The sequence below is a fragment of the Allobosea spartocytisi genome (assembly GCF_014764685.1).
Taxonomy (GTDB): Bacteria; Pseudomonadota; Alphaproteobacteria; order Rhizobiales; family Beijerinckiaceae; genus Allobosea; species Allobosea spartocytisi.
In genome coordinates, this window is the sequence record NZ_JACXWY010000003.1 from 230,073 (window position 1) to 251,485 (window position 21,413).

A 21,413-nucleotide genomic window follows, 5' to 3' on the forward strand; every position below is an offset into this window, starting at 1 on the left:
GTGTTTTTACAAAAAGCAGCGTCATTCCGGACGCAGCGAAGCGGAGATCCGGAATCCATGCCTGAGCCTTGATCGGAAGCGCTCCGGCATGGATCCCGGGTCAAGCCCGGGATGACCACCGCGTGGCTCCGTCCAAATCAACGGGCTCTACTGCTTGAAGCCGATCAGGACACCGTCGGCGCCGAGCGAGAGCTGCAAGCCCTGCCGACGCGTGGCGAGGCGCAGGGTCACGCCCTTGTCGTTGCGCAGCCAGACCGTGCCGCGGCCCTGGTCGCCGACGGCCCAGCCCTCCTTGAGCTGGACATAGGCCCCGGCGAAGTCGCCGACCCGCTGCAGCCCGTAGACGGTGCCCGAGGCGGTCGTCTTGGAGGCGCCGACCGTGCCGACGCCGAGGCCGCCGACCGTGATCGGATAGGAGCGGCCATGATAGCGCAGCGTGCCGCCACCGGCCTCGCCGCCGGCGATGAAGCCGGCCTGCACCTGCTCGATCCGCACCGTGCCGGTCGAGGGACCGAGATTGCGCTGCTGCGCCAGTGCCGGCGTGGCCAGCATCATCATGGCGGCCAAGGAAACTGCTGTCTGTCTGATCATCGTCATCGTCCTATTCCGCGCGCCGGTAGCAGCGCCGACGACTCAACGCGCGAGTGGGCATTTCGATCCCATGCCGACAAATCGATGCGTGGAGACCCCATCCGCGGAGCCCCGGAAGGCACGGCGCCATCGGGGCTGAGGCCCCGTCACGGCATGGATTTACGATTTCTTAACCACGTCGTCCTCCCCTTGACCTGTCCGGCGGGGCTTCTGGGGGCTCGGAAAGGACGATCAAATGCACGACCTCGAACATGAGCAGGCCGTCATGGACCAACTTGTCGGCTTGCCGGTTGCGGAGGTGGAAAGGGATCTGATTCTGGCGACCTTGCGGGAAACGGATGGGAACAGGACCCATGCCGCGAATCTGCTCGGCATCGCCATTCGCACCTTGCGCAACAAGATCAACCTCTACGCCGCCGAAGGCTACGACGTGCCGGAACCGCCGCAGGGTGCGGCCTCGTAACGGCGCCGCCGCGCCTTTCCGTCAGCTTCCCTCCAGCAGCATGGCATAAATGTCTTCGCTGCTCGCGGCGCCGCGAATCCGATCGCAAGCCTCCGGCGAGCGCAGCCGCCGCGCGATGCAGGCGAGCGCGTCGATCCGCCCTTTGCCGCCGTTCTCGGGCGTCAGCACGAGGCAGACGAGATCGACCGGCCGGCCATCGATCGCCTCATAGGCAACCGGCCGTTCGAGACGCACCAGCAGGCCGAAAGGCTGCTCCAGCCCCGGAACGGGCGCATGCGGCATGGCGACCCCGCCGCCGACCCCGGTCGATCCGAGAGCCTCGCGCCGGATCAGCGCATCGAGAATGGCGGCCTGCGGCAGCGCGAGCTGTTCGGCGGCCGTTCGCGCGAGCGCCTGCAGCAGCGCGCCCTTCGAGCGCGCCGAAAGCGCGATGATGGAGCGTGGGAGGATGATGTCGGACGGGGTCATGCTTTGGTCTTCGTCACGTTCGGGCGGGCCGGAGGCCGGCTCACTCCGCCTCGCGCAGGCGATAGCCGACGCCGGTTTCGGTGGTGATGTATTGCGGCTGGTCGGGTACGCGCTCGATCTTCTGTCTGAGCTGCCGGACATAGACCCGCAGATACTGCACGTCGGCCGAAGCGCCCCAGACCTGCTTCATCAGATATTGGTGGGTCAGCACCTTGCCGGCATGCTGCACGAGGATGCGCAGGATATCGTACTCCTTCGGCGAAAGCTTCACCTCCCTGTCGCCCAGCCTGACGATGCGCTTGACCAGATCGACCGAGAGCTCGCCGGTCTGGAAGATCGGCTTCTCGCCCTGCTGCTGCAGCTTGTGACGCAGCGCGACCCGCAGCCGCGCCGCGAGCTCCTTCATGCCGAAAGGCTTGGTGACGTAGTCGTCGGCACCGTTCTCGAGCGCCTCGACGATGCCGGCCTCGTCGGTGCGGCTCGACAGGATCACGATCGGCAGCGCCAGCGCCTCCTCCCGCCATCTCCGCAGCAGCTCCTGGCCGGGCATGTCCGGCAGGCCGAGATCGAGGACGACGAGATCGGGCAATTGCTCCGCGATTCGCTCGATCGCCTCGCGCGCCGTGGCGGCCTCGCGGATGGCATAGCCCTCGGTCGAGAGGCCGACGCGCAGCAGGCGGCGGATCGCCGGCTCGTCGTCGACGACCAGAACCTCGATATCCGATGTCGTCATGTCAGCGGCTCCAACCTGTCCTGCCGCGCCTCGCTGGGCATCCGGATCGTGAAGACCGCGCCCATGCGGTCCTGCCGGTTGCCGGCCTTGATCGTGCCACCCATCGCCTCGACGAAACCGCGGCAGATGGAGAGGCCGAGCCCGGTGCCGGCGCGAACCTGGTCGCCCTTCCTGACCCGGTAGAAGCTGTCGAAGACGCGCTCCAGGTCGGAGGGCGGCAGGCCCGGGCCTTCGTCGGCGACCTCGATGGCGACCGCGCCGTCATCCTGCCGGGCGCTGATCGCGATCGTGCTGCCGGCCGGCGCGTATTTGGCGGCGTTGTCGACGAGGTTGAACAGCACCTGCTCGAACAGCACGGGATCGAGCCTGAGCATCGGCAAATCTTCGGGAAGCCCGGTCTCGACGCGATGGCCGGCGGTGATCTTCGCGGCGCGGCGCAGCGCGCTGCCGACCACCTCGGCCACATCCACCGGCGCCGCATTCGGCTCCATCGCGCCGGATTCGATCTTGGTCATGTCGAGCAGATTGGCGATGAAGCGGTTGAGACGTTCGGATTCGTCGATCACGGTCGCGAGCAGGGCCGCGCGGTCGTCCTCCGGCAAGGCGTTGCGATAGTCGCGCAAGGTGCCGGCGGCGCCCATGATCGAGGCCAGCGGCGTCTTGAGATCGTGCGAGATCGAGGTCAACAGCGCCGAGCGCAGGCGGTCGGCCTCGGCTGCGAGCCTGGCCCGGTCGACATCGGCGACGAGCTGGATGCGCTCGATGGCGACGGCTGCCTGATCGGCCAGCGCATCGAGCAGGCGCTGCTGCTCGGGCGTCAGCAGCGGGCCTTCCCGGTCGTCGTCGAGGCCGATCACGCCGACAGCGGTCCGCCCCGTGCGCAACGGCAGATAGAAGCGCTTCGCGCCGGGCAGCGTATCGGCGCCGCGCCCGGCCGGACGGTTATGCTCCCAGGCCCAGCGCGCCGCGGCGATATCGGCATCGACCAGCGTGTCGTCGGGCGGATAGCCGGCGCGGACCGCGAGAGAGCCCTCCTCGGGCATGAGGATCACGACGCGCACCCGCAGCATCGAGGCGATCTGGAAGGCGCTCGCCCAGAGCACGTCGTCGAGCGTGCCCGTGCCGGCGAGCTTCTTGGAGAAGAGATAGAGATCCTCCGTGGTGCGGGCGCGCTGGCGGGCGGCATCGGCCTGGCGCTGGACGCGCGCGGTGAGGTTGCTCGCAATCACCGCGACGAGCAGGAAGAAGGCCAGCGCGACCGCGTTCTCCGGGTCGTTGATCGTCAGGGTGTAGAGCGGGGGGATGAAGAAGAAATTCAGCGCCAGCGCGCTCAGGACCGAAGCGAGGAGCGCCGGCCAGAAGCCGCCGGTCACGGCCGAGATCAGCACGCTCATCAGGAAGACCAGCGCGATATTGCGAAGGTCCATAACCTGGCTGAGCAATTCGGCGACGCCGAGCGCGATGGCCACCGAAACGACCACGCCGAGATAGGGCCGCAGGCTGAACGGGCGCGGGCCGTCGGCTGCGAGCGGGCGGGCGTCCTTCTCGCCTTCCGCGACCGAGACGACATGCACGCTGATGTCGCCGGCGCGGCGGATCAGGTCATGCGAGACCGAGCCGCTGAAAAACTCGCGCCAGCGCGGCTTGGCCGGCTTGCCGACGACGATCTGCGTGACATTGTTCGCCGCCGCATGGCGAATGATCTCGCCGGCGACGTCCTGGCCGGGCAGCGTGACCGCCTCGCCGCCGAGCTGCTCGGCGAGCCGCAACGCGCCGGCCACACGCGTCTTGGCCGCTTCCGTCAGCGCGGCGGCGCGCGGCGTCTCGACATAGAGCGCGCTCCAGGGCGCGCGCAGCCGGTCGGCCTGGCGCTTGGCGAGGCGGACCAGGGCGGCGGAACCGGCACCGTCATCGATGCAGACGAGGATGCGGTCCCCCGCCGCCCAGGGGCCGGGGATCGCATGTCTCTGCATATGGCTGAGCAGTTGCTCGTCGACCCGTTGCGCTGTGCGGCGTAGCGCCAGCTCGCGCAGGGCCGTCAGGTTGCCGGGCGAGAAGTAGTTCTCGATGGCGCGCCGGGCCGTATTGCCGAGATAGACCTTGCCCTCCTGGAGCCGCCTGATCAGGTCGGCCGGGGTCAGGTCGATGACCTCGATATCGTCGGCGCGGTCGAGAACCGAATCCGGCACGGTTTCGCGCACCCGGATGCGGGTGATCTGCGCGACCACGTCGTTCAGGCTCTCGACATGCTGGATGTTCAGCGTGGTGTAGACGTCGATGCCCTGCGAGAGCAGTTCCTCGACATCGAGATGGCGCTTCGGATGGCGGCTGCCGGGGACATTGGTGTGTGCGAGCTCGTCGACCAGCACGAGCGCCGGCCGCCGGGCCAGGATGGCATCGAGATCCATCTCCTCGAGCGCGCGGCCCTTGTAGTCGACGCTCCGGCGCGGGACGATCTCGAAGCCGTCGACCAGCCCTTGCGTCTCCTTGCGGCCATGGGTTTCGACGATGCCGATGACGACATCGATGCCCTCGGCCTTCCGGGCCCTGCCGGAGGTCAGCATCTCATAGGTCTTGCCGACGCCCGGCGCCGCGCCGAGGAAGATCTTCAGGCGGCCGCGCCCCTCCCGCCGGGCGCTTTCGAGCAGCGCCTCGGGCGAGGGCCTGGCCCTGATCTCGCGATGATTCTCGGCGGTTGGCATGTCGGTATCGCGGGGCAATGGCGGAGCGGGAGCCGCCATTGCCTTTGTGTCAGCGCGAAGCGGCGCCGTCGAGGGCGAGGTTGAGCGCGAGCACGTTGACGACGGGCTCGCCGAGGAAGCCGAGCTTGCGCGGTTCGACATGGGCATCGACCAGCGCCTTGATGCCCGCAGGGTCGGCATTGCGTGCCTTGGCGACGCGGGCGACCTGGAAATAGGCGGCCTGCGGCGAGATATGCGGGTCGAGCCCGCTGCCCGAGGTCGTCACCAGATCCATCGGCACCGGGGCGCCGGGATTCTCGGCCTTGAGCTTCTCGGCATCGGCCTTGATGCGCTCGACCAGCTTCTGGCTGGTCGGGCCGAGATTGGAACCGCCGGAGCTTGCGGCGTTGTAGGGCGCGTCGATGGTCTTCGTGCTGTCGGCCGGATCGGTCGCGACCGTCGCCGAGGGGCGGCCGTGGAAATAGCGCTCGCCGGTGAAATTCTGGCCGATCAGGCTGGAGCCGACGATCTTGCCGTCCTTCTCGATCAGGCTGCCATTGGCCTGGCGTGGGAAGACGATCTGGGCGATGCCGGTCATCGCCAGCGGATAGACGAGGCCGGTGATCGCCGTGAGGGCGAGGATCATCACCAGAGCGGGGCGGATCTGCTTGAGCATGGTGGCGGCTCCTTAGACGAGGTGCAGCGCGGTCACGGCCATGTCGATGGCCTTGATGCCGATGAAGGGCACGACGAGCCCGCCGAGCCCGTAGACGAGCAGGTTGCGGCTGAGCAAAGCGCCGGCGCCGACGGCCCGGTACTTCACGCCCTTCAGCGCCAGCGGGATCAGCGCGACGATGATCAGCGCGTTGAAGATGATGGCCGACAGGATGGCGCTCTGGGGCGTCTGCAAACCCATGATGTTGAGCGCGCCGAGCTGCGGATAGAAGGCCAGGAACATCGCCGGGATGATGGCGAAGTACTTGGCGACGTCGTTGGCGATCGAGAAGGTGGTCAGGGCGCCGCGCGTCATCAGGAGCTGCTTGCCGATCTCGACGATCTCGATGAGCTTGGTCGGGTCCGAGTCGAGATCGACCATGTTGCCGGCCTCGCGCGCCGCGACCGTGCCGGTGTTCATGGCGACGCCGACATCGGCCTGCGCCAGCGCCGGCGCATCGTTGGTGCCGTCGCCGCACATGGCGACGAGCTTGCCCTTGGCCTGCTCCTCTCGGATCAAAGTGAGCTTGTTCTCCGGCGTGGCCTGGGCGAGGAAATCGTCGACGCCGGCCTCGGCCGCGATGGCGGCGGCGGTCATCGGGTTGTCGCCGGTGATCATCACGGTGCGGATGCCCATGCGGCGCAGTTCCGCGAAGCGCTCGCGGACGCCGCCCTTGACGATGTCCTTGAGGTGGATGACGCCGAGCAGGCGCCCATCCTTCGCCACGGCGAGCGGGGTGCCGCCGGCCTTGGCGATCTCGGCGGCACTGGCCTGGACCTCGCGCACCACGCCGGCCGCCGGGCGCGACCCGATGGCGCCGGCCTCGACATGGTTCAGCACGGCATCGACGGCGCCCTTGCGGATCTGCGAGCCTTCGAGATCGACGCCGCTCATCCGGCTCTGCGCGGTGAAGGGCACGAAGCTGGCATGGAGGGCGCCCATGTCACGGGCGCGGATGCCGTATTTCTCCTTGGCGAGCACGACGATCGAGCGGCCCTCCGGCGTCTCGTCGGCGAGCGAGGCGATCTGGGCGGCGTCCGCAAGCTCCTGCTCGCTGACGCCGGAGACCGGCTTGAACTCCGTCGCCTGGCGGTTGCCGAGCGTGATCGTGCCGGTCTTGTCGAGCAGCAGCGTATCCACGTCGCCGGCGGCCTCGACGGCGCGGCCGGACATGGCGAGCACGTTGAAGCGCACGAGCCGGTCCATGCCGGCGATGCCGATGGCCGAGAGCAGCGCCCCGATGGTGGTCGGGATCAGCGTCACGAACAGCGCGACCAGCACCACGACCGGGATATAGCCCCCGGCATAGGCGGCGAAGCTCGGGATCGTCGCGGTGGCGAGCACGAAGATCAGCGTCATGCCGGCGAGCAGGATGTTGAGCGCGATCTCGTTGGGCGTCTTCTGGCGCTCGGCGCCCTCGACCAGCGCGATCATGCGGTCGATGAAGGTCGAGCCGGCGGCCGCGGTGATGCGCACGCGGATCCAGTCCGAGAGCACCTGCGTGCCGCCGGTCACGGCCGAGCGGTCGCCGCCGGATTCACGGATGACGGGAGCGGATTCGCCGGTGATCGCGGCCTCGTTGACCGAGGCGACGCCCTCGATGACCTCGCCATCCGAGGGGATGATGTCGCCGGCCTCGACCAGCACGACATCGCCGACCTTGAGCGAGGTGCCGGGCACGAGCCGGAACTGGCTGCGATCCTCGCCCGAAAGCAGCTTGGCCTGCGTTTCCGCGCGGGTCTTGCGCAACGAATCCGCCTGCGCCTTGCCTCGCCCTTCCGCGACCGCTTCCGCGAAATTGGCGAAGAGCACGGTGAACCACAGCCAGATCACGATCTGGAAGGAAAAGCCGAGATGGCTGCCGCCGGTGACGAGGTCCCGGAGGAAAAGGATGGTGGTGAGCAGCGACACCACGGCGACGACGAACATCACCGGATTGCGGGCGAGGCTGCGCGGATCGAGCTTGCGGAGGGCGTCGCCCAGCGCCGGCACGAGGATGCGGGCTTCGATCAGGCTCGCGGATTTGGACTGGCTCATGAGAGACTCCAGCGAAGAAGGGGCTGCCGGTCAGGCGCCGGCAAGCAGTGCGGCCAGCGCCCGGGCGACCAGCACGAAGAGCGCGAGCCCGGCCGTGACGGCGAGGATGAGGGTGGAAGAGCGTGGCCCTGCCTTGCCGGCTCCCGCGCCGTCGGCACGGTGGGGCGGCAGGGCATCGCGGCGCAGATTGCGAAGACAGCTCGACATGGCGGCCTCCTCAGAAGCTCTGCCCGGCGAGCATCGCCAGATGCTCGACGATCGGGCCGACCGCCAGCGCCGGGAAGAAGGTCAGGCCGCCGACGATCACGATGACGCCGACGAGCAGCCCGACGAAGAGCGGGCCGTCCGTCGGGAAGGTGCCGGCGGAGGCGGGCACCGACTTCTTCGCGGCGAGCGAGCCGGCGATGGCGAGCGCAGGCACGATGACCAGGAAGCGCCCGACCAGCATGGTGATGCCCAGGGTGAGGTTGTACCAGAGCGTGTTGGCCGAGAGGCTGGCGAAGGCCGAGCCGTTGTTCGCCGCCGCCGAGGTGTAGGCGTAGAGGATTTCGGAGAAGCCGTGCGGCCCGCTATTGCCGACGCTGGCGACGGCGCCCGGCAACACCGCGGAGATGGCGGTGAAGGTCAGCATGCCGGCCGGCAGGCAGAGCACGGCGAGCATCGCCATCTTGACCTCCTTGGCCTCGATCTTCTTGCCGAGATATTCCGGCGTGCGGCCGACCATCAGCCCGGCGACGAAGATCGCCAGCACGACGAAGAGCACGATGCCGTAGAAGCCGGCGCCGACGCCGCCGACGATGACCTCGCCGAGCTCCATGTTTATCAGCGGGATCAGGCCGCCGAGCGCGGTGAAGCTGCCATGCATGGCATTGACCGCGCCGCAGGAGGCCGCGGTGGTGACGACCGCGAAGAGCGCCGAGAGCGGGATGCCGAAGCGCATCTCCTTGCCCTCGAAATTACCGCCCTGCAGGCCGAGCGCCTGAACGAGCGGGTTGCCGGCGGCCTCGGCCCAGTAGCAGACGATGACGCCGGCGATGAACAGCGTGCCCATCGCGGCGAGGATCGCCCAGCCCTGGCGCTCATTGCCGACCATGCGGCCGAAGACATTGGTGAGGGCCGCGCCGATCGCGAAGATCGAGACCATCTGGAGCATGTTCGAGATGGCGTCGGGATTCTCGAAGGGATGGGCGGCATTGGCGTTGAAGAAGCCGCCGCCATTGGTGCCGAGCATCTTGATCGCGACCTGCGAGGCGACGGGGCCGCGCGCGATCGTCTGCTGCGCGCCTTCGAGCGTCGTCGCCGTGACGGCGGCGTCGAGCGTCTGAGGCATGCCCAGCGCGACATAGGCCAGCGTCAGCACCACGCAGAGCGGCAGGAGGACGTAGAGGATGGCGCGGGTCAGATCGACCCAGAAGCTGCCGACCGTCTTGGCCGAGGCGCGGGCGAAGCCGCGAATCAGCGCCACCGCGATCGCGATGCCGGTCGCCGCCGAAACGAAGTTCTGCACGGTGAGGCCGAGCATCTGCGTCAGATAGGACATCGTGCTCTCGCCGCCGTAGTTCTGCCAGTTCGTGTTGGTCACGAAGCTCACGGCGGTGTTGAAGGCGAGATCGGGGGCGACCGTCGCCATGCCGTCCGGGTTCAGCGGCAACCCAGCCTGGACGCGCTGCAGCCCGTAGAGCAGCAACAGGCCGGCGAGGTTGAACAGCAGCAGCGCGACGGCGTAGCCGCTCCAATGCTGCTCCTCGCGCCCATGCGTGCCGGCCAAGGCATAAAGCCCGCGTTCGACCGGCGCGAACAGCGGCGAGAGGACAGTGCGCTCGCCGTTGAAGACGCGCGTCATATAGCCGCCGAGCGGCTTGGTCAGCGCGACGACGAGCGCGCAGAAGACGAGGATCTGGATCCAGCCGTAGAGAGTCATGGCAAAAGCTTCCGGTGGCGCCGAGCGCGGTCAGAACCGCTCGGGGCGGAGCAGCGCATAGGTGAGGTAGACCAGCAGAATCGCGGTCACGGCCCCACCGAGGAGGTAGTCGAGGATCATGGCGCGGTTCCCCGACTCAAAGTGCGTCGCAGGCGGCGACATAGGCGAGGGAGGCGGCGAAGAAGGCCAGGCCCAGCCCGATCATGACGATATCCATTGCCGTGGTCCCTTTGGCCGAGGCATTGCGGGCGAACCCCGGCTGCCGCCGCGCCTGCTTTCCAGCGGAAAGGGGCGTGGGCAGACGGATCGACCGTGCAGGGGATTATCGTGAGGCCGGCATAGCCGTTCGAGACGGGCGGGCGCGTCTCAATATAGGAATCTTATAGGAATTCCGCGGCTCGCCGTGCGCAAGAGGCCCGCCGGGCGCCGGCATCGGCCGATACGTCCCGAGCCGGGCACGATCGTCCGCGCGGAGCAGACCCTCCGCATCATCCCTATCGAAAGGCGATGCGCGCGGTATGATGAGCGCCATCTGTCGCACGATCCCAGACAGTCCCTTGCGAGGCGGTGCAACATGAAGAAGCTTTTCGCAGTCGCGTGCTGCCTGCTCCTGACGGGGTGCGGAGGGTTCGTGTTCCCCGGCCCGGAGCAGAGCGCTCCGATGGAGTGGGGAGGCCAACCCCAGGCGCCTCAAGGCGCCAACGACTTTCAGCCATCCCGTGCCGACAATCAGATGACCTCGTCCTGCACGATGAGGGGGCAGGGCGTCGTTTGCAGATGAGGCGCCTGCGAAGCCGTCGCGGGGCAATGATGCCGAGACCGCGCAGACGGGTCGATACCGCGGAGCTGGGCCTTGGCCGAATCACGCTTGGCGCGAGCGCTCTTCAGGCCGATCTAGGATAGGGATGATCGTCCTGGCTCCCAGTGGCGGCCTGCGAACGCTCCTGACACGAGGACAGCAAAAAACCGGCCTTTGCGGGGCCGGTTGCGGTGATCTGCCGTCTTCCGTGAAGGAAGAGATGGTGGAGCCAGGCGGAATCGAACCGCCGACCTCTTGAATGCCATTCAAGCGCTCTCCCAACTGAGCTATGGCCCCACACGAGACGACCGAGTTGGGATCGGCCGTCAATCGGACTTTATTCAAACCGCCTCGGCGGTTCCGTCCGGGCCGCCTGCCGGCGACGCAGCGCTCTATAGGCGGCCCGGGCTGAAGACACAAGCGCCTAATGTCGCCTTGCCGTCATCTTTTTTGAAGGCTGTGGATCAGTTGTCCTCGTCGCCCTCGATGTCGCCGTCGATCAGATCGGAAACATCGTCGTCGCCTTCCTCGTCCTCTTCCAGGAAGGTGTCGTCATCGTCGTCGGCGACGATGTCGTCCTCGACCTCGATGTCGTCCTCGCTGGTGACGACGACGTCCTTCTCGCTCGCCTCGGCGTCGGCATCCTCGAGCGAGACGAGCTCGACCGCGCCATCGGCGACCTCGACCTCGTCCTCATCCTCTGCCGGCTTCGCCGCCACGGCCGCAGCCGCCTTGGCCTGCGGCTCGAACATCGCGCGCGGATACGCCTGCCCGGTATAGGGGGAGACGATAGGGTCCTTGTTCAAATCGTAGAACTTGCGCCCCGTGACCGGGCAAACGCGCTTCGTTCCGAGTTCCGGTTTCGCCACTGCGTCGGACCTTCAACCATCATGTTCTGAAAAGCAGGCGCGTCCGTTAATCGGGGCGGACGGCGCTGTCAAATGCTGATTTGCGCGATGTGATCACCCCGCGCAAGTCCAATGCGTTTTCCAGAGCCTCTGCGCGCCCCCGGACGCGCGCATTGGCGCGGCTCGCACGGGCATGCTAGGGCGGGCGCGCAGCTCGTTTGGCCCAAAGCGCAGAGATTCCGACCCCGTGTCCCACGACCATGACCCCGTCCCCGTCACCGCCCGCGCTGGGAGCCCGCTCAAGGGCCGCGTCCGCGTGCCCGGCGACAAATCGATTTCCCACCGGGCGATGATCTTCGGCCTCCTGGCCATCGGCGAGACGAAGGTGAGCGGCCTGCTCGAAGGCGAGGATGTGATGCGCACCGCCGCCGCCGCACGCGCGCTCGGCGCCGTCGTCCACCATGACGGGCCGGGCGCCTGGCGCGTCCAGGGTGTCGGCGTCGGCGGCCTGCACCAGCCGGCGGATATCCTCGACTTCGGCAATGCCGGCACAGGCTCGCGCCTGATGATGGGCGTCTGCGGCTCGCATCCGATCACCACGACCTTCGACGGCGACGCCTCGCTGCGCAAGCGGCCGATGCGGCGCATCCTCGACCCGCTCGAGCAGATGGGCACCGTCGTCGTCTCGCAGCAGGAGGGCGGCCGCGTGCCGCTGACCCTGCGCGGCCCGAAGGAGGCGATCCCGATCGTCTACGCTCCCCCGGTCGCCTCGGCGCAGATCAAATCGGCAGTGCTGCTCGCGGCGCTTGCCGCGCCCGGCGAGACCACGGTGATCGAGGCGGAGGCGACGCGCGACCACACCGAGAAGATGCTGGCCCATTTCGGCGCCGAGATCACGGTGACGCCGGACGGCGCGCATGGCAGACGCATCGTGCTGAAGGGCCAGCCCGAATTGCAGGCGGCGCCGATCGTCGTGCCGGCCGACCCCTCCTCCGCCGCCTTCCCGCTGGTGGCGGGGCTGATCGTGCCCGGCTCCGACATCCTGCTCGAAAGCGTGATGACCAATCCGCTGCGCTCCGGCCTGCTGACGACGCTGATCGAGATGGGCGCCGACATCACGGTCGAGCGCGAGGCCAATGAAGGCGGCGAGACCGTCGCAGACCTGCGCGTGCGCGGCTCGCAGCTCAAGGGCGTGACGGTGCCGCCGGAACGCGCGCCTTCGATGATCGACGAATATCCGGTGCTGGCGGTCGCAGCCGCCTTCGCCACCGGCACGACGCGGATGCGCGGCCTGCAGGAATTGCGCGTCAAGGAATCCGACCGCCTCGCCGCAGTCGAGGCCGGGCTGAAGGCTGCCGGCGTGACCTGCTGGATCGAGGGCGACGATCTGATCGTCGAGGGCTCGGGCGGCGCGCCCGTGCGCGGCGGCGGGCCGATCGCGACCCATCTCGACCACCGCATCGCGATGAGCTTCCTGGTGATGGGCCTTGCGACCCAGAACCCCGTCGTGGTCGATGACGGTCTGATGATCGCGACGAGCTTCCCGAGCTTCACCGCTCTGATGAACGGTCTCGGAGGCCGGATCGGATGAAGCCAGCCACGGGCGACCTCGTCATCGCCGTGGACGGCCCCGCCGCATCGGGCAAGGGCACGCTGGCGAAGCGGCTCGCCGCCCATTACGGCCTGCCCTGCCTCGATACCGGCCTGCTCTACCGCATGGTGGCGCGCGCCATGCTCGATGCCGGGCACGACATCCATGACGCGGCGGCGGCCGAGCACCTCGTCGGCAGCTTCGACGAGACCGGTTTTCCGGAGGAGCGCCTGCGCGGCGGCGAGATCGGCGAGGCGGCTTCCGTCGTCGCGGCGATGCCGGCGGTGCGGGCGGGGCTGCTCGCCCGGCAGCGGCGCTTCGCCGCGCAGCCGGGCGGAGCCGTGCTCGACGGGCGCGACATCGGCACGGTGATCTGCCCGGACGCTCCCGCCAAGCTCTTCGTCACCGCGACGCCGGAGGTGCGCGCGGCGCGGCGCCACAAGGAGCTCCTCGGCCGGGGCGAGGATGTCGCCTTCGAAAGCATCCTCGCCGATATCCGCCGCCGCGATGCGCGCGATTCGGGCCGCAGCGACGCGCCGCTGAAGGCGGCCGAGGACGCGGTCATTCTCGACACCTCCGCCTTGACCGTCGAAGAGGTGGTCGCCGCCGCCATCGGCATCGTCGAGCGGCGACGCGTGGCCTGAGGCGCTTTCCCGCCCGTTCTCGCGAGATTGCTATCTAAACAGGCCTGAAAGCCGGCTTTTCAGCCTTGGCCTCGTCGAGAAGCCGGCGCACACTCGCCACCGCGACGGGATGGCGGAGGTGGCGATGCGGCGCTGGCTGTACGGTCTCTCAGGTCTGGCTGCGGCGGCGCTGTGGAGCCAGGCCGCGCCGAATGCGCAGCCGGCAAATGCGCCGCCCGAGGAGGTCGACGTCGCACTCGTGCTGGCGGTCGACATTTCCTATTCGATGGATCTCGACGAGCTCGCCTTGCAGCGCAACGGCTATATCGAGGCCTTCCGCTCCAAGCCGCTGCAGGACGCCATCAGCAATGGCGCGATCGGCAAGATCGCCGTGACCTATTTCGAATGGGCCGGCGGCAATTTCCAGCACATCGTGCGGCCCTGGAAGATCATCGACGGCCCGGCCGCCGCCAATGCCTTCGCGGAGGAGCTCGGCGAGGCGCCGACGCGGCGCGGCCGGCGCACCTCGATCTCGGGGGCGATCGATCTCGGCGTGCAACTGCTCGAACAGTCCAACGTCACCGCGATGCGCCGCGTCATCGACATCTCCGGCGACGGCGCCAACAATGACGGGCGCCCCGTCACCGCCGCGCGCGACGAGGCCGGCGCCAAGGGCATCGCGATCAACGGCCTGCCGGTGATGCTGAAACAGGCGGGCTATTTCGACATCGACAATCTCGACGTCTACTACAAGGACTGCGTCGTCACCGGCATCGGCGCCTTCGTCATCCCGATCCGCGAGAAGCACCAGTTCGTCGAGGCGACGCGCACCAAGCTCTTGCGCGAGATCGCAGCCGTGCCGCCGGATGCAACGGTCCAGAAGGCGCAGGCCGGCGACCCGTCGACCTGCCTTGCCGGGGAACGGCAATGGCGCGACCGGATGGGGAATTGAAGGGTCCCGCTTCCCTTCTCCCCTTGCGGGAGAAGGTGGCTCGGCGCAGCCGAGACGGATGAGGGGTCGAGCCCAGTCCCCTGGATTGCTTCGCTGCGCTCGCAATGACGATGTAGGGTCATGAGACCCCTCATCCGCCTGCTCACGTCCCCCGTGGCTTGGCCCGCGTGGTCGGCGCTGCGCCCGCCGGGTCGTCGGGCCAGAGATGGCGGGGATAGCGGCCCTTCATCTCCGATTTCACCGCCGCCCATGAGCCGCGCCAGAAGCCGGGCAGGTCACGCGTCACCTGGATCGGCCGATGCGCGGGCGAAAGCAATTCGAGGACCAGCGGCACGCGCCCGCCGGCCAGCGCCGGATGGCTCGCCAGCCCATAGAGCTCCTGAACGCGCACCGAAATCGTCGGCCCGGCCTCGGCCGCGTAGTCCACGGCGAAAGAGGAGCCGGTCGGGGCGGTGAAATGCGTCGGGGCCTCGGCATCGAGCCGGCGCTTCAGCTCCCAGGGGACGAGGCCCGCCAGCGCCGAATCGAGATCGGCCGGCTGGATCGCCGCGAGCGAGGCACGGCCGAGGATATGCGGCGCGAGCCAGTCTTCGGGATTCTGCGCGAGCCCTTCGTCGGAGAGATCGGGCCAGCCCTGCTCGGCTTCGGCCTTGCGCAGGAAGGCGACACGCTCGCGCAACTGATTCTGCCCCTTCGTCCAGGGCAGCAGGCCGATGCCCAGCGCGGCGATGCCTTTCGCCAGCGCCCCAGCATTCTCAAGCGTCCCGGCGACGGGCAAGGGGCGTTCCGCCAAAGCGAGCGCGCCGTAACGGCGCACAGCTCGTACCCGCAAGGCGCGGGCGGCCCGGTCGAAGCTCGCCTCCTCGCGCTCGGTGATGGCGTAGGGCGCGAGGCCATGGCCGACGAGCATGCCGATTTCCGCTTCGCCGATCGCTGCGGCGGCCATGATCCGGGCCTGCTGCGCCGACCCCGTCATCTCCGCGACGACGATGTAAGATTCGCGCGCCAGGCGCTGCGATGCTTCGAGCGCGCCGCCGCGGCCATTGGCGAGGAGATACTGGCCGGAACCCGGCGCACGCGCCTTGGCGACCCGGTCGGGATAGGCGAAGGCGAGCAGGAGGCCGGGCGAGAGCGGCTCGCCCGCCAGAGCCTTGTCCGTCCGGGCATGGCGTTCGGCGGTGCGGGCCCAGCCCTCCGCCAGACGGCGCATATCGCCGGCCCGGCCGCCGCGCTCGCGGGAAAAGCGCTCCAGCCGCTCGGCCAGATCGATCGCATCGCCACCGAGGCCGCGCTCGACCAGCACGGCGGCGAGATCGGCGGCGGCGCCGGCTTGCCCGAAGCGGGCGGCGGCTATGACCATGCGCGCGAGGCGGGGCGGCAAGGGCAGGGCCTGCAAGGCGCGACCGTCCGGCGTGATGCGCCCATCCGCATCGAGCGCGCCGACCGCCTCCAGAAGACCGCGCGCCTCCTTGAGGGCGGGCGCGGGCGGCGGATCGAGGAAGGCCAGCGTCGTCGGGTCGGCGACGCCCCAGGCGGCGCAGTCGAGCAACAACGGGCTCAGATCGGCGGACAGAATTTCAGGCCGGGCGAAGGGTTCGAGCGCGCCCGTCGCGGCCTCCTCCCAGAGACGATAGCAGATTCCCGGCTCGGTGCGGCCGGCGCGGCCACGACGCTGGTCGGCGGCGGCGCGGCTGACGCGGCGCGTCTCCAGTCGCGTCACGCCGATATCGGGCTCGTAGACGGGTATGCGGGCGAGGCCGGAATCGATCACGACGCGTACGCCCTCGATGGTCAGCGACGTCTCGGCGATCGCCGTGGCGAGCACGACCTTGCGCCTGCCCGCAGGCGCCGGCAGCACGGCCCGGTCCTGCTCGCGCTGGTCGAGCGCGCCGTAGAGCGGAGCGATCTCGACAGCCGGATCGCGCAGCCTTTCGCGCAGGCGCTCCTCGACGCGGCGGATCTCGCCCTGCCCCGGCAGGAAGACGAGCTGCGAGCCGGGTTGCTCATTCAGCGCCAGCAGCACGGTTTCGGTGACCTGATCCTCGATGCGCTTCAGCGGGTCGCGGCTGCGATAGCGCGTCTCGATGGGGTAGGCGCGGCCCTCGCTTTCGATCACCGGGGCATCGCCCAGCAGTTTCGCGACGCGGGCGCCGTCGAGAGTCGCGGACATCACGAGGATTCGCAGGTCCTCGCGCAGGCCGCCTTGCGCATCGAGCGCCAGGGCGAGGCCGAAATCGGCATCGAGCGAGCGCTCGTGGAATTCGTCGAAGAGCACGGCGGCGACGCCGTCGAGCGCGGGATCGTCGAGGATCATCCGGGCAAAGACGCCTTCGGTCACGACCTCGATGCGCGTCTTCGGGCCGATCCTGGAGCCGAGGCGCACGCGCAGGCCGACGGTCTCGCCGACCTGCTCGCCGAGCGTCTGCGCCATCCGGTTCGCCGCGCCGCGCGCCGCCAGACGGCGCGGTTCGAGCAGGATGAGCTTGCCGCCCTTCGTCCAAGGCTCGTCGAGCAAGGCAAGCGGCACGCGCGTCGTCTTGCCGGCGCCGGGCGGGGCGACCAGCACGACATTCGGCCGTGCGCGCAAGGATGCGGCGAGGTCGTCGAGGACGGCATCGATGGGCAGGGCTTGGTCGAAGGCGCGCATGTCCGGCCGATGTGGCGCAGCCGCGGCCCGCACGCAAGCGGATCGCGGCTTCCGGCCCGCAGGATCAATCCGCAGCGCGGTCCTGACGGCGCGCGAAGAAGCTCACCATGGTCTCGACGAGCTCGCGCGGACGTTCTTCCGGCACATAATGCCCGCAATCCTTGATGATGGCGCCCTCGGGCTCCGTCGCGACGCGTTTCATCGTGTTCAGGGCTGCCTCGCCATAGCCATGGTCGCCACCCACGGCCAGCACCGGACAGAGCAGGGGCGATGCGCCGAGCCTGAGATTGTCGTCCCGGTCCTGGGGGATCAAGGCGCGGTAATGCGCGAACATTCCCCGCAGGCCACCCGGCGCGGCCGCGGCGCGGGCGTAATGGCCGATATCCTCCTCGGTGATGCTCGTCGGATCGAAAGTGCCCACGTTCTCGCGGCGGATCATCGCCTTGATGAAGAGATGCTCCCGGCCGCGCACGAGTTCCTCGGCAATGTCCCCGGCGCGGTTGAAGCCAAAATGCCAGCTTCCGCCATTTGCCACATCCATCGCCCGTTCCTGCCCGAAGCCCGGCAGGCCCGATTCGATGAAGACGAGCCCGCGCGTCCGCTGGGGCCAATTGGCGGCCAAGGGATAGGCGACCTGGCCGCCGAGATCGTGACCGACGATCCAGGCCGTCGCGATGCCGAGACGATCGAGCATCGCCACGAGGTCACCCGCCACGACCAGCTTGGAATGAATGCCTTCCGGCTTGCTGCTGTCACCGAAACCACGCAGATCCGGAGCAATGACGCGAAATCCCGCTGCCGCAAGCAGGGGGATGACCTTGCGCCAGGCATGGGAGGTCTGCGGCCAACCATGCAACAGCAGCACGGTCTCCCCGTGCTCGGGCCCGGCGAAAACCGCATGCAGACGTAAGTCCGCCGCGATGCGGATGGTGCGATGTTCGAGCATGATGGAAACGACGTGATCCGGCTTTGTGGCGCCCTCCCCCAAGCGATCATGCGCGCCAGCCGAAAGCAAGGCTGCGCCCCCGGATCCGGCATGCGGCGAGGTGAGGGCGAGAGAGCCACTCGCCAGCCCGCGCGCGTCATGCTAACCGCTGACCTCATGACTGAGACCGGCCAGACCCGCATCCAGAACCGCTTCCAGACCTGCGCCCGCGAGGGGCGGGCTGCGCTCGTGACCTTCGTCACGGCAGGCGACCCCGATTTCGAGACCGCGAGCGCCATTCTCGCCGCCCTCCCCGCGGCCGGCGCCGATGTGATCGAGCTCGGCGTGCCCTTCACGGATCCGATGGCAGACGGCGTGCCGGTCCAGCTCGCCGGGCAGCGCGCGCTCAAGGCCGGGCAGACCTTGCGCAAGACGCTCGCCATGGTCGAGAGCTTCCGCAAGGCCGGCCATGACACGCCGATCGTGCTGATGGGCTACTACAATCCGATCTGGGTCTATGGCGTCGAGGCCTTCCTGGCCGAGGCGCGCCGTGTCGGCGTCGACGGGCTGATCGTCGTCGACCTGCCGCCGGAGGAGGATTCCGAGCTCTGCCTGCCGGCGCTCAAGGCCGGCGTATCCTTCATCCGCTTGGCCACGCCGACGACCGACGACAAGCGCCTGCCCAAGGTGCTGCAGAACACCTCGGGCTTCGTCTACTACGTCTCGATGACCGGCGTGACCGGCGGCGCCATCGCCGATTACGGCGCGGTGGGCGATGCCGTCACCCGCATCAAGCGCCACACTGGCCTGCCGGTTGCGGTCGGCTTCGGCGTGAAGACCGCGACTGACGCCGCCACCATCGCCAAGAGCGCGGACGGCGTCGTCGTCGGTTCGGCGCTTGTGGAGCGCGTCCGACTTTCGCTCGACGCCGAGGGCAAGGCCACGGAAAAGACCGTTTCGGCTGTCACCTCGCTGGTCGCCGAACTCGCGCAAGGCGTGCGCTCGGTGGCGAAGGCCGCGTGAACGGGCTTGCACGCCGGGCCTTTGCCGGCGAAAAGCCAATCCCCATCTCTCGCCTGACGGCGCATGCCGCCGAAGGCCCATCAGGGATGATCCGATGAACTGGATTTCCGAAGTCGTCCGGCCGCGCATCAAGACGCTGTTCAAGCGCGAAACGCCGGAAAATCTCTGGATCAAATGCCCGGATTCCGGGCAGATGGTCTTCCATAAGGATGTCGAGGCCAATGGCTACGTCATCCCCGGCTCCGAGCATCATATGCGCGTCACCGCGCCGGAGCGGCTGCGGCTGACCTTCGACGAAGGCAAGTGGCTCGATGTCGCCCTGCCCGAGGTCGCGATCGACCCGCTCAAGTTCCGCGACGAGAAGCGCTATGTCGACCGGCTGAAGGATGCCCGCGCCAAGACCGGCGCACAGGACGCCTTCAAGGTCGGCTATGGCCGGGTCAAGGGCCTGCCGATGACCATCGCCGCGCAGGATTTCCACTTCATGGGCGGTTCGCTCGGTATGGCGGCCGGCGAGGCCTTCATCAAGGGCGCCGAGACGGCCCTTGAGAAGAAGACGCCCTATGTCGTCTTCGCCGCCTCCGGCGGAGCGCGCATGCAGGAAGGCATCCTCTCGCTGATGCAATTGCCGCGCACCACCGTCGCGATCCGGCGCCTGCGCGCGGCAGGCCTGCCCTATTTCGTGGTGCTGACCAATCCGACCACCGGCGGCGTCACCGCCTCCTACGCGATGCTCGGCGATATCCACATCGCGGAGCCCGGCGCGCTGATCGGCTTCGCCGGGCCGCGCGTGATCGAGCAGACGATCCGCGAAAAGCTGCCGGACGGCTTCCAGCGCTCGGAATATCTCAAGGACCACGGCATGGTCGACATGGTCGTGCATCGCCGCGACCTGCCGGAGACGCTCTCGCGCCTCGGCCGCCTGCTGATGAAGCAGCCTGCGGGCGAAACCGGCAAAGCCGCACCGGCTCTGCCGCCGCAGCCGGTCGCCGAGGCGGTCTGAGGCTCGTTCGACCGAGGGCGCGCGCATCATGGGGTCTTCCGACACGCTGCTCGCGCGCTTCATGGCGCTGCATCCCAAGCTGATCGACCTTTCGCTCGGCCGCATCCTCACCCTGCTGGAGCGGCTGGGCGATCCCCAGAAAAAGCTGCCGCCGGTGATCCATGTCGCCGGCACCAACGGCAAGGGCTCGACCATCGCCTTCATGCGGGCGATCCTCGAGGCGGCGGGCCTGTCGGTGCATGTCTACATCTCGCCGCATCTGGTGCGCTTCCATGAGCGCATTCGGCTGGGCGCGCCCGGCGGCGGGCGCTTCGTGGAAGAGAACACGCTGGTCGAGGCGCTGGAGCGCTGCGAGGCCGTCAATGCCGGCGATCCGATCACCTTCTTCGAGATGACGACGGCCGCGGGGCTGCTGCTCTTCGCCGAGCATCCGGCCGACGTGCTGCTGCTCGAGGTCGGGCTCGGCGGTCGCTTCGACGCCACCAACGTCATCGCCCATCCGGCCTGCACGGTGGTGACGCCGGTCTCGCTCGACCATTCCGAATATCTCGGCGACACCGTGACCAAGATCGCCGGCGAGAAGGCCGGTATCTTCAAGCGCGGGGCGCCTGCCGTGATCGCCCCGCAGGAGCCGGAACCGACCGCGGTGCTGGAAGCTGCGGCCGAACGGGCCGGCGCCTCGAAGATCCTGATCGGCGCGCAGGACTTCAACGTCCACGAAGCCGGCGGGCGACTGGTCTACGAGGATCAGGACGGTCTGCTCGACCTGCCGCTGCCCCGTCTGGCCGGGCGCCATCAGCACATCAATGCCGGCACGGCGATCGCGGCCCTGCGCGCCGCCGGCTATGGCGGGCTGCCCACACGCGCCTTCGAGGACGGCATGCGCAACGCCGACTGGCCGGCGCGCTTGCAGCGGCTGGCACGGGGACATCTCGCCGCGCTGGTGCCGGAACGCGCCGAGCTCTGGCTCGATGGCGGGCACAATCCCGATGGCGGGCGCGTGCTGGCGCAGGCCATGGCCGATCTCGCCGACCGCAACCCGGCGCCGCTGGTGATGATCGCGGGCCTGCTCTCGACCAAGGACGCCGCTGCCACGCTCGGCCATTTCAAGGGCCTGGCCCAGATGCTCTACGCCGTGCCGATCCAGAACTCGCTCGCCGCCCGCCCGGCCGAGGAGGTCGCGGAGGCCGCGCGCGGCGCGGGCCTGCCGGCCGAGACCGCCAGCTCCGTCGAGCAGGCGCTGCGAACGATCGCCGCCAGCGATTGGCCCGCGCCGCCGCGCATCCTGATCTGCGGCTCGCTCTATCTGGCCGGCGAGGTGCTTTCGGCCAATGGCACGCTGCCGGCTTGAGCCGCCACAGGGGAAGGTCGGCCCTGCACTGCCGCTGAGGAA

At 68.7% G+C, this 21,413-nt stretch carries 19 protein-coding genes and 1 tRNA gene; 7 read left to right on the plus strand and 13 right to left on the minus strand.

What is annotated here, in order from left to right:
- Positions 1 to 147 precede the first annotated feature (147 nt).
- A complete protein-coding gene (locus IED13_RS06490) occupies positions 148 to 591 on the minus strand; it encodes a hypothetical protein (protein ID WP_156115986.1) in 444 nt (147 codons plus the stop codon).
- A 235-nt stretch (positions 592 to 826) separates the two neighbouring features.
- On the opposite strand from IED13_RS06490, the gene IED13_RS06495 reads away from it, so the two are divergent.
- Complete coding sequence (locus IED13_RS06495) at positions 827 to 1,054, plus strand: helix-turn-helix domain-containing protein (protein ID WP_038364826.1); 228 nt, start codon at positions 827 to 829, stop codon at positions 1,052 to 1,054.
- Between the two features lie 21 nt (positions 1,055 to 1,075).
- Here the strand turns inward: IED13_RS06495 and IED13_RS06500 are convergent, their stop codons facing one another.
- The 10 genes from IED13_RS06500 to IED13_RS06545 all read right to left on the minus strand — a co-directional run bounded on the left by IED13_RS06500 (position 1,076) and on the right by IED13_RS06545 (position 11,277).
- A complete protein-coding gene (locus tag IED13_RS06500; RefSeq protein ID WP_191123717.1) occupies positions 1,076 to 1,522 on the minus strand; it encodes a PTS sugar transporter subunit IIA in 447 nt (148 codons plus the stop codon).
- 40 nt (positions 1,523 to 1,562) lie between these two features.
- Positions 1,563 to 2,255, minus strand: coding sequence for a response regulator transcription factor (locus tag IED13_RS06505; RefSeq protein ID WP_191123718.1), 693 nt, complete (start codon positions 2,253 to 2,255; stop codon positions 1,563 to 1,565).
- Positions 2,252 to 4,957 (minus strand): sensor histidine kinase, encoded by a 2,706-nt coding sequence (locus IED13_RS06510; RefSeq protein WP_191123719.1) that lies wholly within the window; start codon positions 4,955 to 4,957, stop codon positions 2,252 to 2,254. Before IED13_RS06510 ends, IED13_RS06505 begins: the two co-directional genes overlap by 4 nt.
- Before the next feature lie 49 nt (positions 4,958 to 5,006).
- Positions 5,007 to 5,612 carry a K(+)-transporting ATPase subunit C gene (locus IED13_RS06515; RefSeq protein WP_191123720.1) on the minus strand — a complete coding sequence of 202 codons (606 nt, stop codon included), beginning with the start codon at positions 5,610 to 5,612 and terminating at the stop codon, positions 5,007 to 5,009.
- A gap of 12 nt (positions 5,613 to 5,624) precedes the next feature.
- Positions 5,625 to 7,688, minus strand: a complete 2,064-nt coding sequence (gene kdpB, locus IED13_RS06520; protein WP_191123721.1) for a potassium-transporting ATPase subunit KdpB — start codon at positions 7,686 to 7,688, stop codon at positions 5,625 to 5,627.
- 30 nt (positions 7,689 to 7,718) lie between these two features.
- Positions 7,719 to 7,895, minus strand: coding sequence for a hypothetical protein (locus IED13_RS06525; RefSeq protein ID WP_191123722.1), 177 nt, complete (start codon positions 7,893 to 7,895; stop codon positions 7,719 to 7,721).
- Between the two features lie 10 nt (positions 7,896 to 7,905).
- Positions 7,906 to 9,609: a potassium-transporting ATPase subunit KdpA gene (kdpA, locus tag IED13_RS06530; RefSeq protein ID WP_191123723.1), complete on the minus strand. Its 1,704-nt coding sequence runs from the start codon at positions 9,607 to 9,609 to the stop codon at positions 7,906 to 7,908.
- A 30-nt stretch (positions 9,610 to 9,639) separates the two neighbouring features.
- A complete protein-coding gene (locus IED13_RS06535; protein WP_038364842.1) occupies positions 9,640 to 9,729 on the minus strand; it encodes a K(+)-transporting ATPase subunit F in 90 nt (29 codons plus the stop codon).
- Positions 9,730 to 10,629: 900 nt separating this feature from the next.
- A tRNA-Ala gene (locus IED13_RS06540) sits at positions 10,630 to 10,705 on the minus strand.
- Positions 10,706 to 10,872: 167 nt separating this feature from the next.
- Positions 10,873 to 11,277, minus strand: coding sequence for a TIGR02300 family protein (locus tag IED13_RS06545; protein ID WP_038364845.1), 405 nt, complete (start codon positions 11,275 to 11,277; stop codon positions 10,873 to 10,875).
- Between the two features lie 226 nt (positions 11,278 to 11,503).
- Here IED13_RS06545 and aroA point away from each other — a divergent pair, with 226 nt between their 5' ends.
- The 3 genes from aroA to IED13_RS06560 all read left to right on the plus strand — a co-directional run bounded on the left by aroA (position 11,504) and on the right by IED13_RS06560 (position 14,422).
- Positions 11,504 to 12,847, plus strand: a complete 1,344-nt coding sequence (gene aroA, locus IED13_RS06550) for a 3-phosphoshikimate 1-carboxyvinyltransferase (RefSeq protein ID WP_191123724.1) — start codon at positions 11,504 to 11,506, stop codon at positions 12,845 to 12,847.
- Positions 12,844 to 13,491 carry a (d)CMP kinase gene (cmk, locus tag IED13_RS06555; protein ID WP_113252742.1) on the plus strand — a complete coding sequence of 216 codons (648 nt, stop codon included), beginning with the start codon at positions 12,844 to 12,846 and terminating at the stop codon, positions 13,489 to 13,491. The genes aroA and cmk overlap by 4 nt, the downstream gene beginning before the upstream one ends.
- A gap of 124 nt (positions 13,492 to 13,615) precedes the next feature.
- Positions 13,616 to 14,422 (plus strand): DUF1194 domain-containing protein, encoded by an 807-nt coding sequence (locus tag IED13_RS06560; protein ID WP_038365230.1) that lies wholly within the window; start codon positions 13,616 to 13,618, stop codon positions 14,420 to 14,422.
- Positions 14,423 to 14,564: 142 nt separating this feature from the next.
- On the opposite strand, the gene hrpB is transcribed toward IED13_RS06560, so the two are convergent.
- Complete coding sequence (gene hrpB, locus IED13_RS06565; RefSeq protein WP_191123725.1) at positions 14,565 to 17,069, minus strand: ATP-dependent helicase HrpB; 2,505 nt, start codon at positions 17,067 to 17,069, stop codon at positions 14,565 to 14,567.
- A 64-nt stretch (positions 17,070 to 17,133) separates the two neighbouring features.
- Positions 17,134 to 18,015, minus strand: a complete 882-nt coding sequence (locus IED13_RS06570) for an alpha/beta fold hydrolase (RefSeq protein WP_112762482.1) — start codon at positions 18,013 to 18,015, stop codon at positions 17,134 to 17,136.
- A 156-nt stretch (positions 18,016 to 18,171) separates the two neighbouring features.
- On the opposite strand from IED13_RS06570, the gene trpA reads away from it, so the two are divergent.
- From trpA to IED13_RS06585, 3 genes are all read left to right on the plus strand, one after another.
- The gene (trpA, locus tag IED13_RS06575; protein ID WP_038365238.1) at positions 18,172 to 19,017 is read left to right on the plus strand and encodes a tryptophan synthase subunit alpha; all 846 of its coding nucleotides are present in this window, start codon (positions 18,172 to 18,174) and stop codon (positions 19,015 to 19,017) included.
- A 94-nt stretch (positions 19,018 to 19,111) separates the two neighbouring features.
- Complete coding sequence (gene accD / locus IED13_RS06580) at positions 19,112 to 20,020, plus strand: acetyl-CoA carboxylase, carboxyltransferase subunit beta (protein WP_113252744.1); 909 nt, start codon at positions 19,112 to 19,114, stop codon at positions 20,018 to 20,020.
- Between the two features lie 28 nt (positions 20,021 to 20,048).
- Positions 20,049 to 21,371 (plus strand): bifunctional folylpolyglutamate synthase/dihydrofolate synthase, encoded by a 1,323-nt coding sequence (locus IED13_RS06585; protein ID WP_113252745.1) that lies wholly within the window; start codon positions 20,049 to 20,051, stop codon positions 21,369 to 21,371.
- Positions 21,372 to 21,413 lie beyond the last annotated feature (42 nt).

Excerpts from the sequence above, each read along its gene's own strand:
- kdpB (WP_191123721.1), bottom strand. The coding sequence starts at position 7,688 with ATGAGCCAGTCCAAATCCGCGAGCCTGATCGAAGCCCGCATCCTCGTG.
- trpA (WP_038365238.1), top strand. The coding sequence starts at position 18,172 with ATGACTGAGACCGGCCAGACCCGCATCCAGAACCGCTTCCAGACCTGC.
- IED13_RS06505 (WP_191123718.1), bottom strand. The coding sequence starts at position 2,255 with ATGACGACATCGGATATCGAGGTTCTGGTCGTCGACGACGAGCCGGCG.
- IED13_RS06570 (WP_112762482.1), bottom strand. The coding sequence starts at position 18,015 with ATGCTCGAACATCGCACCATCCGCATCGCGGCGGACTTACGTCTGCAT.
- IED13_RS06585 (WP_113252745.1), top strand. The coding sequence starts at position 20,049 with ATGGGGTCTTCCGACACGCTGCTCGCGCGCTTCATGGCGCTGCATCCC.
- IED13_RS06525 (WP_191123722.1), bottom strand. The coding sequence starts at position 7,895 with ATGTCGAGCTGTCTTCGCAATCTGCGCCGCGATGCCCTGCCGCCCCAC.
- IED13_RS06495 (WP_038364826.1), top strand. The coding sequence starts at position 827 with ATGCACGACCTCGAACATGAGCAGGCCGTCATGGACCAACTTGTCGGC.
- IED13_RS06500 (WP_191123717.1), bottom strand. The coding sequence starts at position 1,522 with ATGACCCCGTCCGACATCATCCTCCCACGCTCCATCATCGCGCTTTCG.
- IED13_RS06510 (WP_191123719.1), bottom strand. The coding sequence starts at position 4,957 with ATGCCAACCGCCGAGAATCATCGCGAGATCAGGGCCAGGCCCTCGCCC.
- kdpA (WP_191123723.1), bottom strand. The coding sequence starts at position 9,609 with ATGACTCTCTACGGCTGGATCCAGATCCTCGTCTTCTGCGCGCTCGTC.
- accD (WP_113252744.1), top strand. The coding sequence starts at position 19,112 with ATGAACTGGATTTCCGAAGTCGTCCGGCCGCGCATCAAGACGCTGTTC.
- IED13_RS06535 (WP_038364842.1), bottom strand. The coding sequence starts at position 9,729 with ATGATCCTCGACTACCTCCTCGGTGGGGCCGTGACCGCGATTCTGCTG.
- IED13_RS06560 (WP_038365230.1), top strand. The coding sequence starts at position 13,616 with ATGCGGCGCTGGCTGTACGGTCTCTCAGGTCTGGCTGCGGCGGCGCTG.
- cmk (WP_113252742.1), top strand. The coding sequence starts at position 12,844 with ATGAAGCCAGCCACGGGCGACCTCGTCATCGCCGTGGACGGCCCCGCC.
- IED13_RS06515 (WP_191123720.1), bottom strand. The coding sequence starts at position 5,612 with ATGCTCAAGCAGATCCGCCCCGCTCTGGTGATGATCCTCGCCCTCACG.
- IED13_RS06490 (WP_156115986.1), bottom strand. The coding sequence starts at position 591 with ATGATCAGACAGACAGCAGTTTCCTTGGCCGCCATGATGATGCTGGCC.
- hrpB (WP_191123725.1), bottom strand. The coding sequence starts at position 17,069 with ATGCGCGCCTTCGACCAAGCCCTGCCCATCGATGCCGTCCTCGACGAC.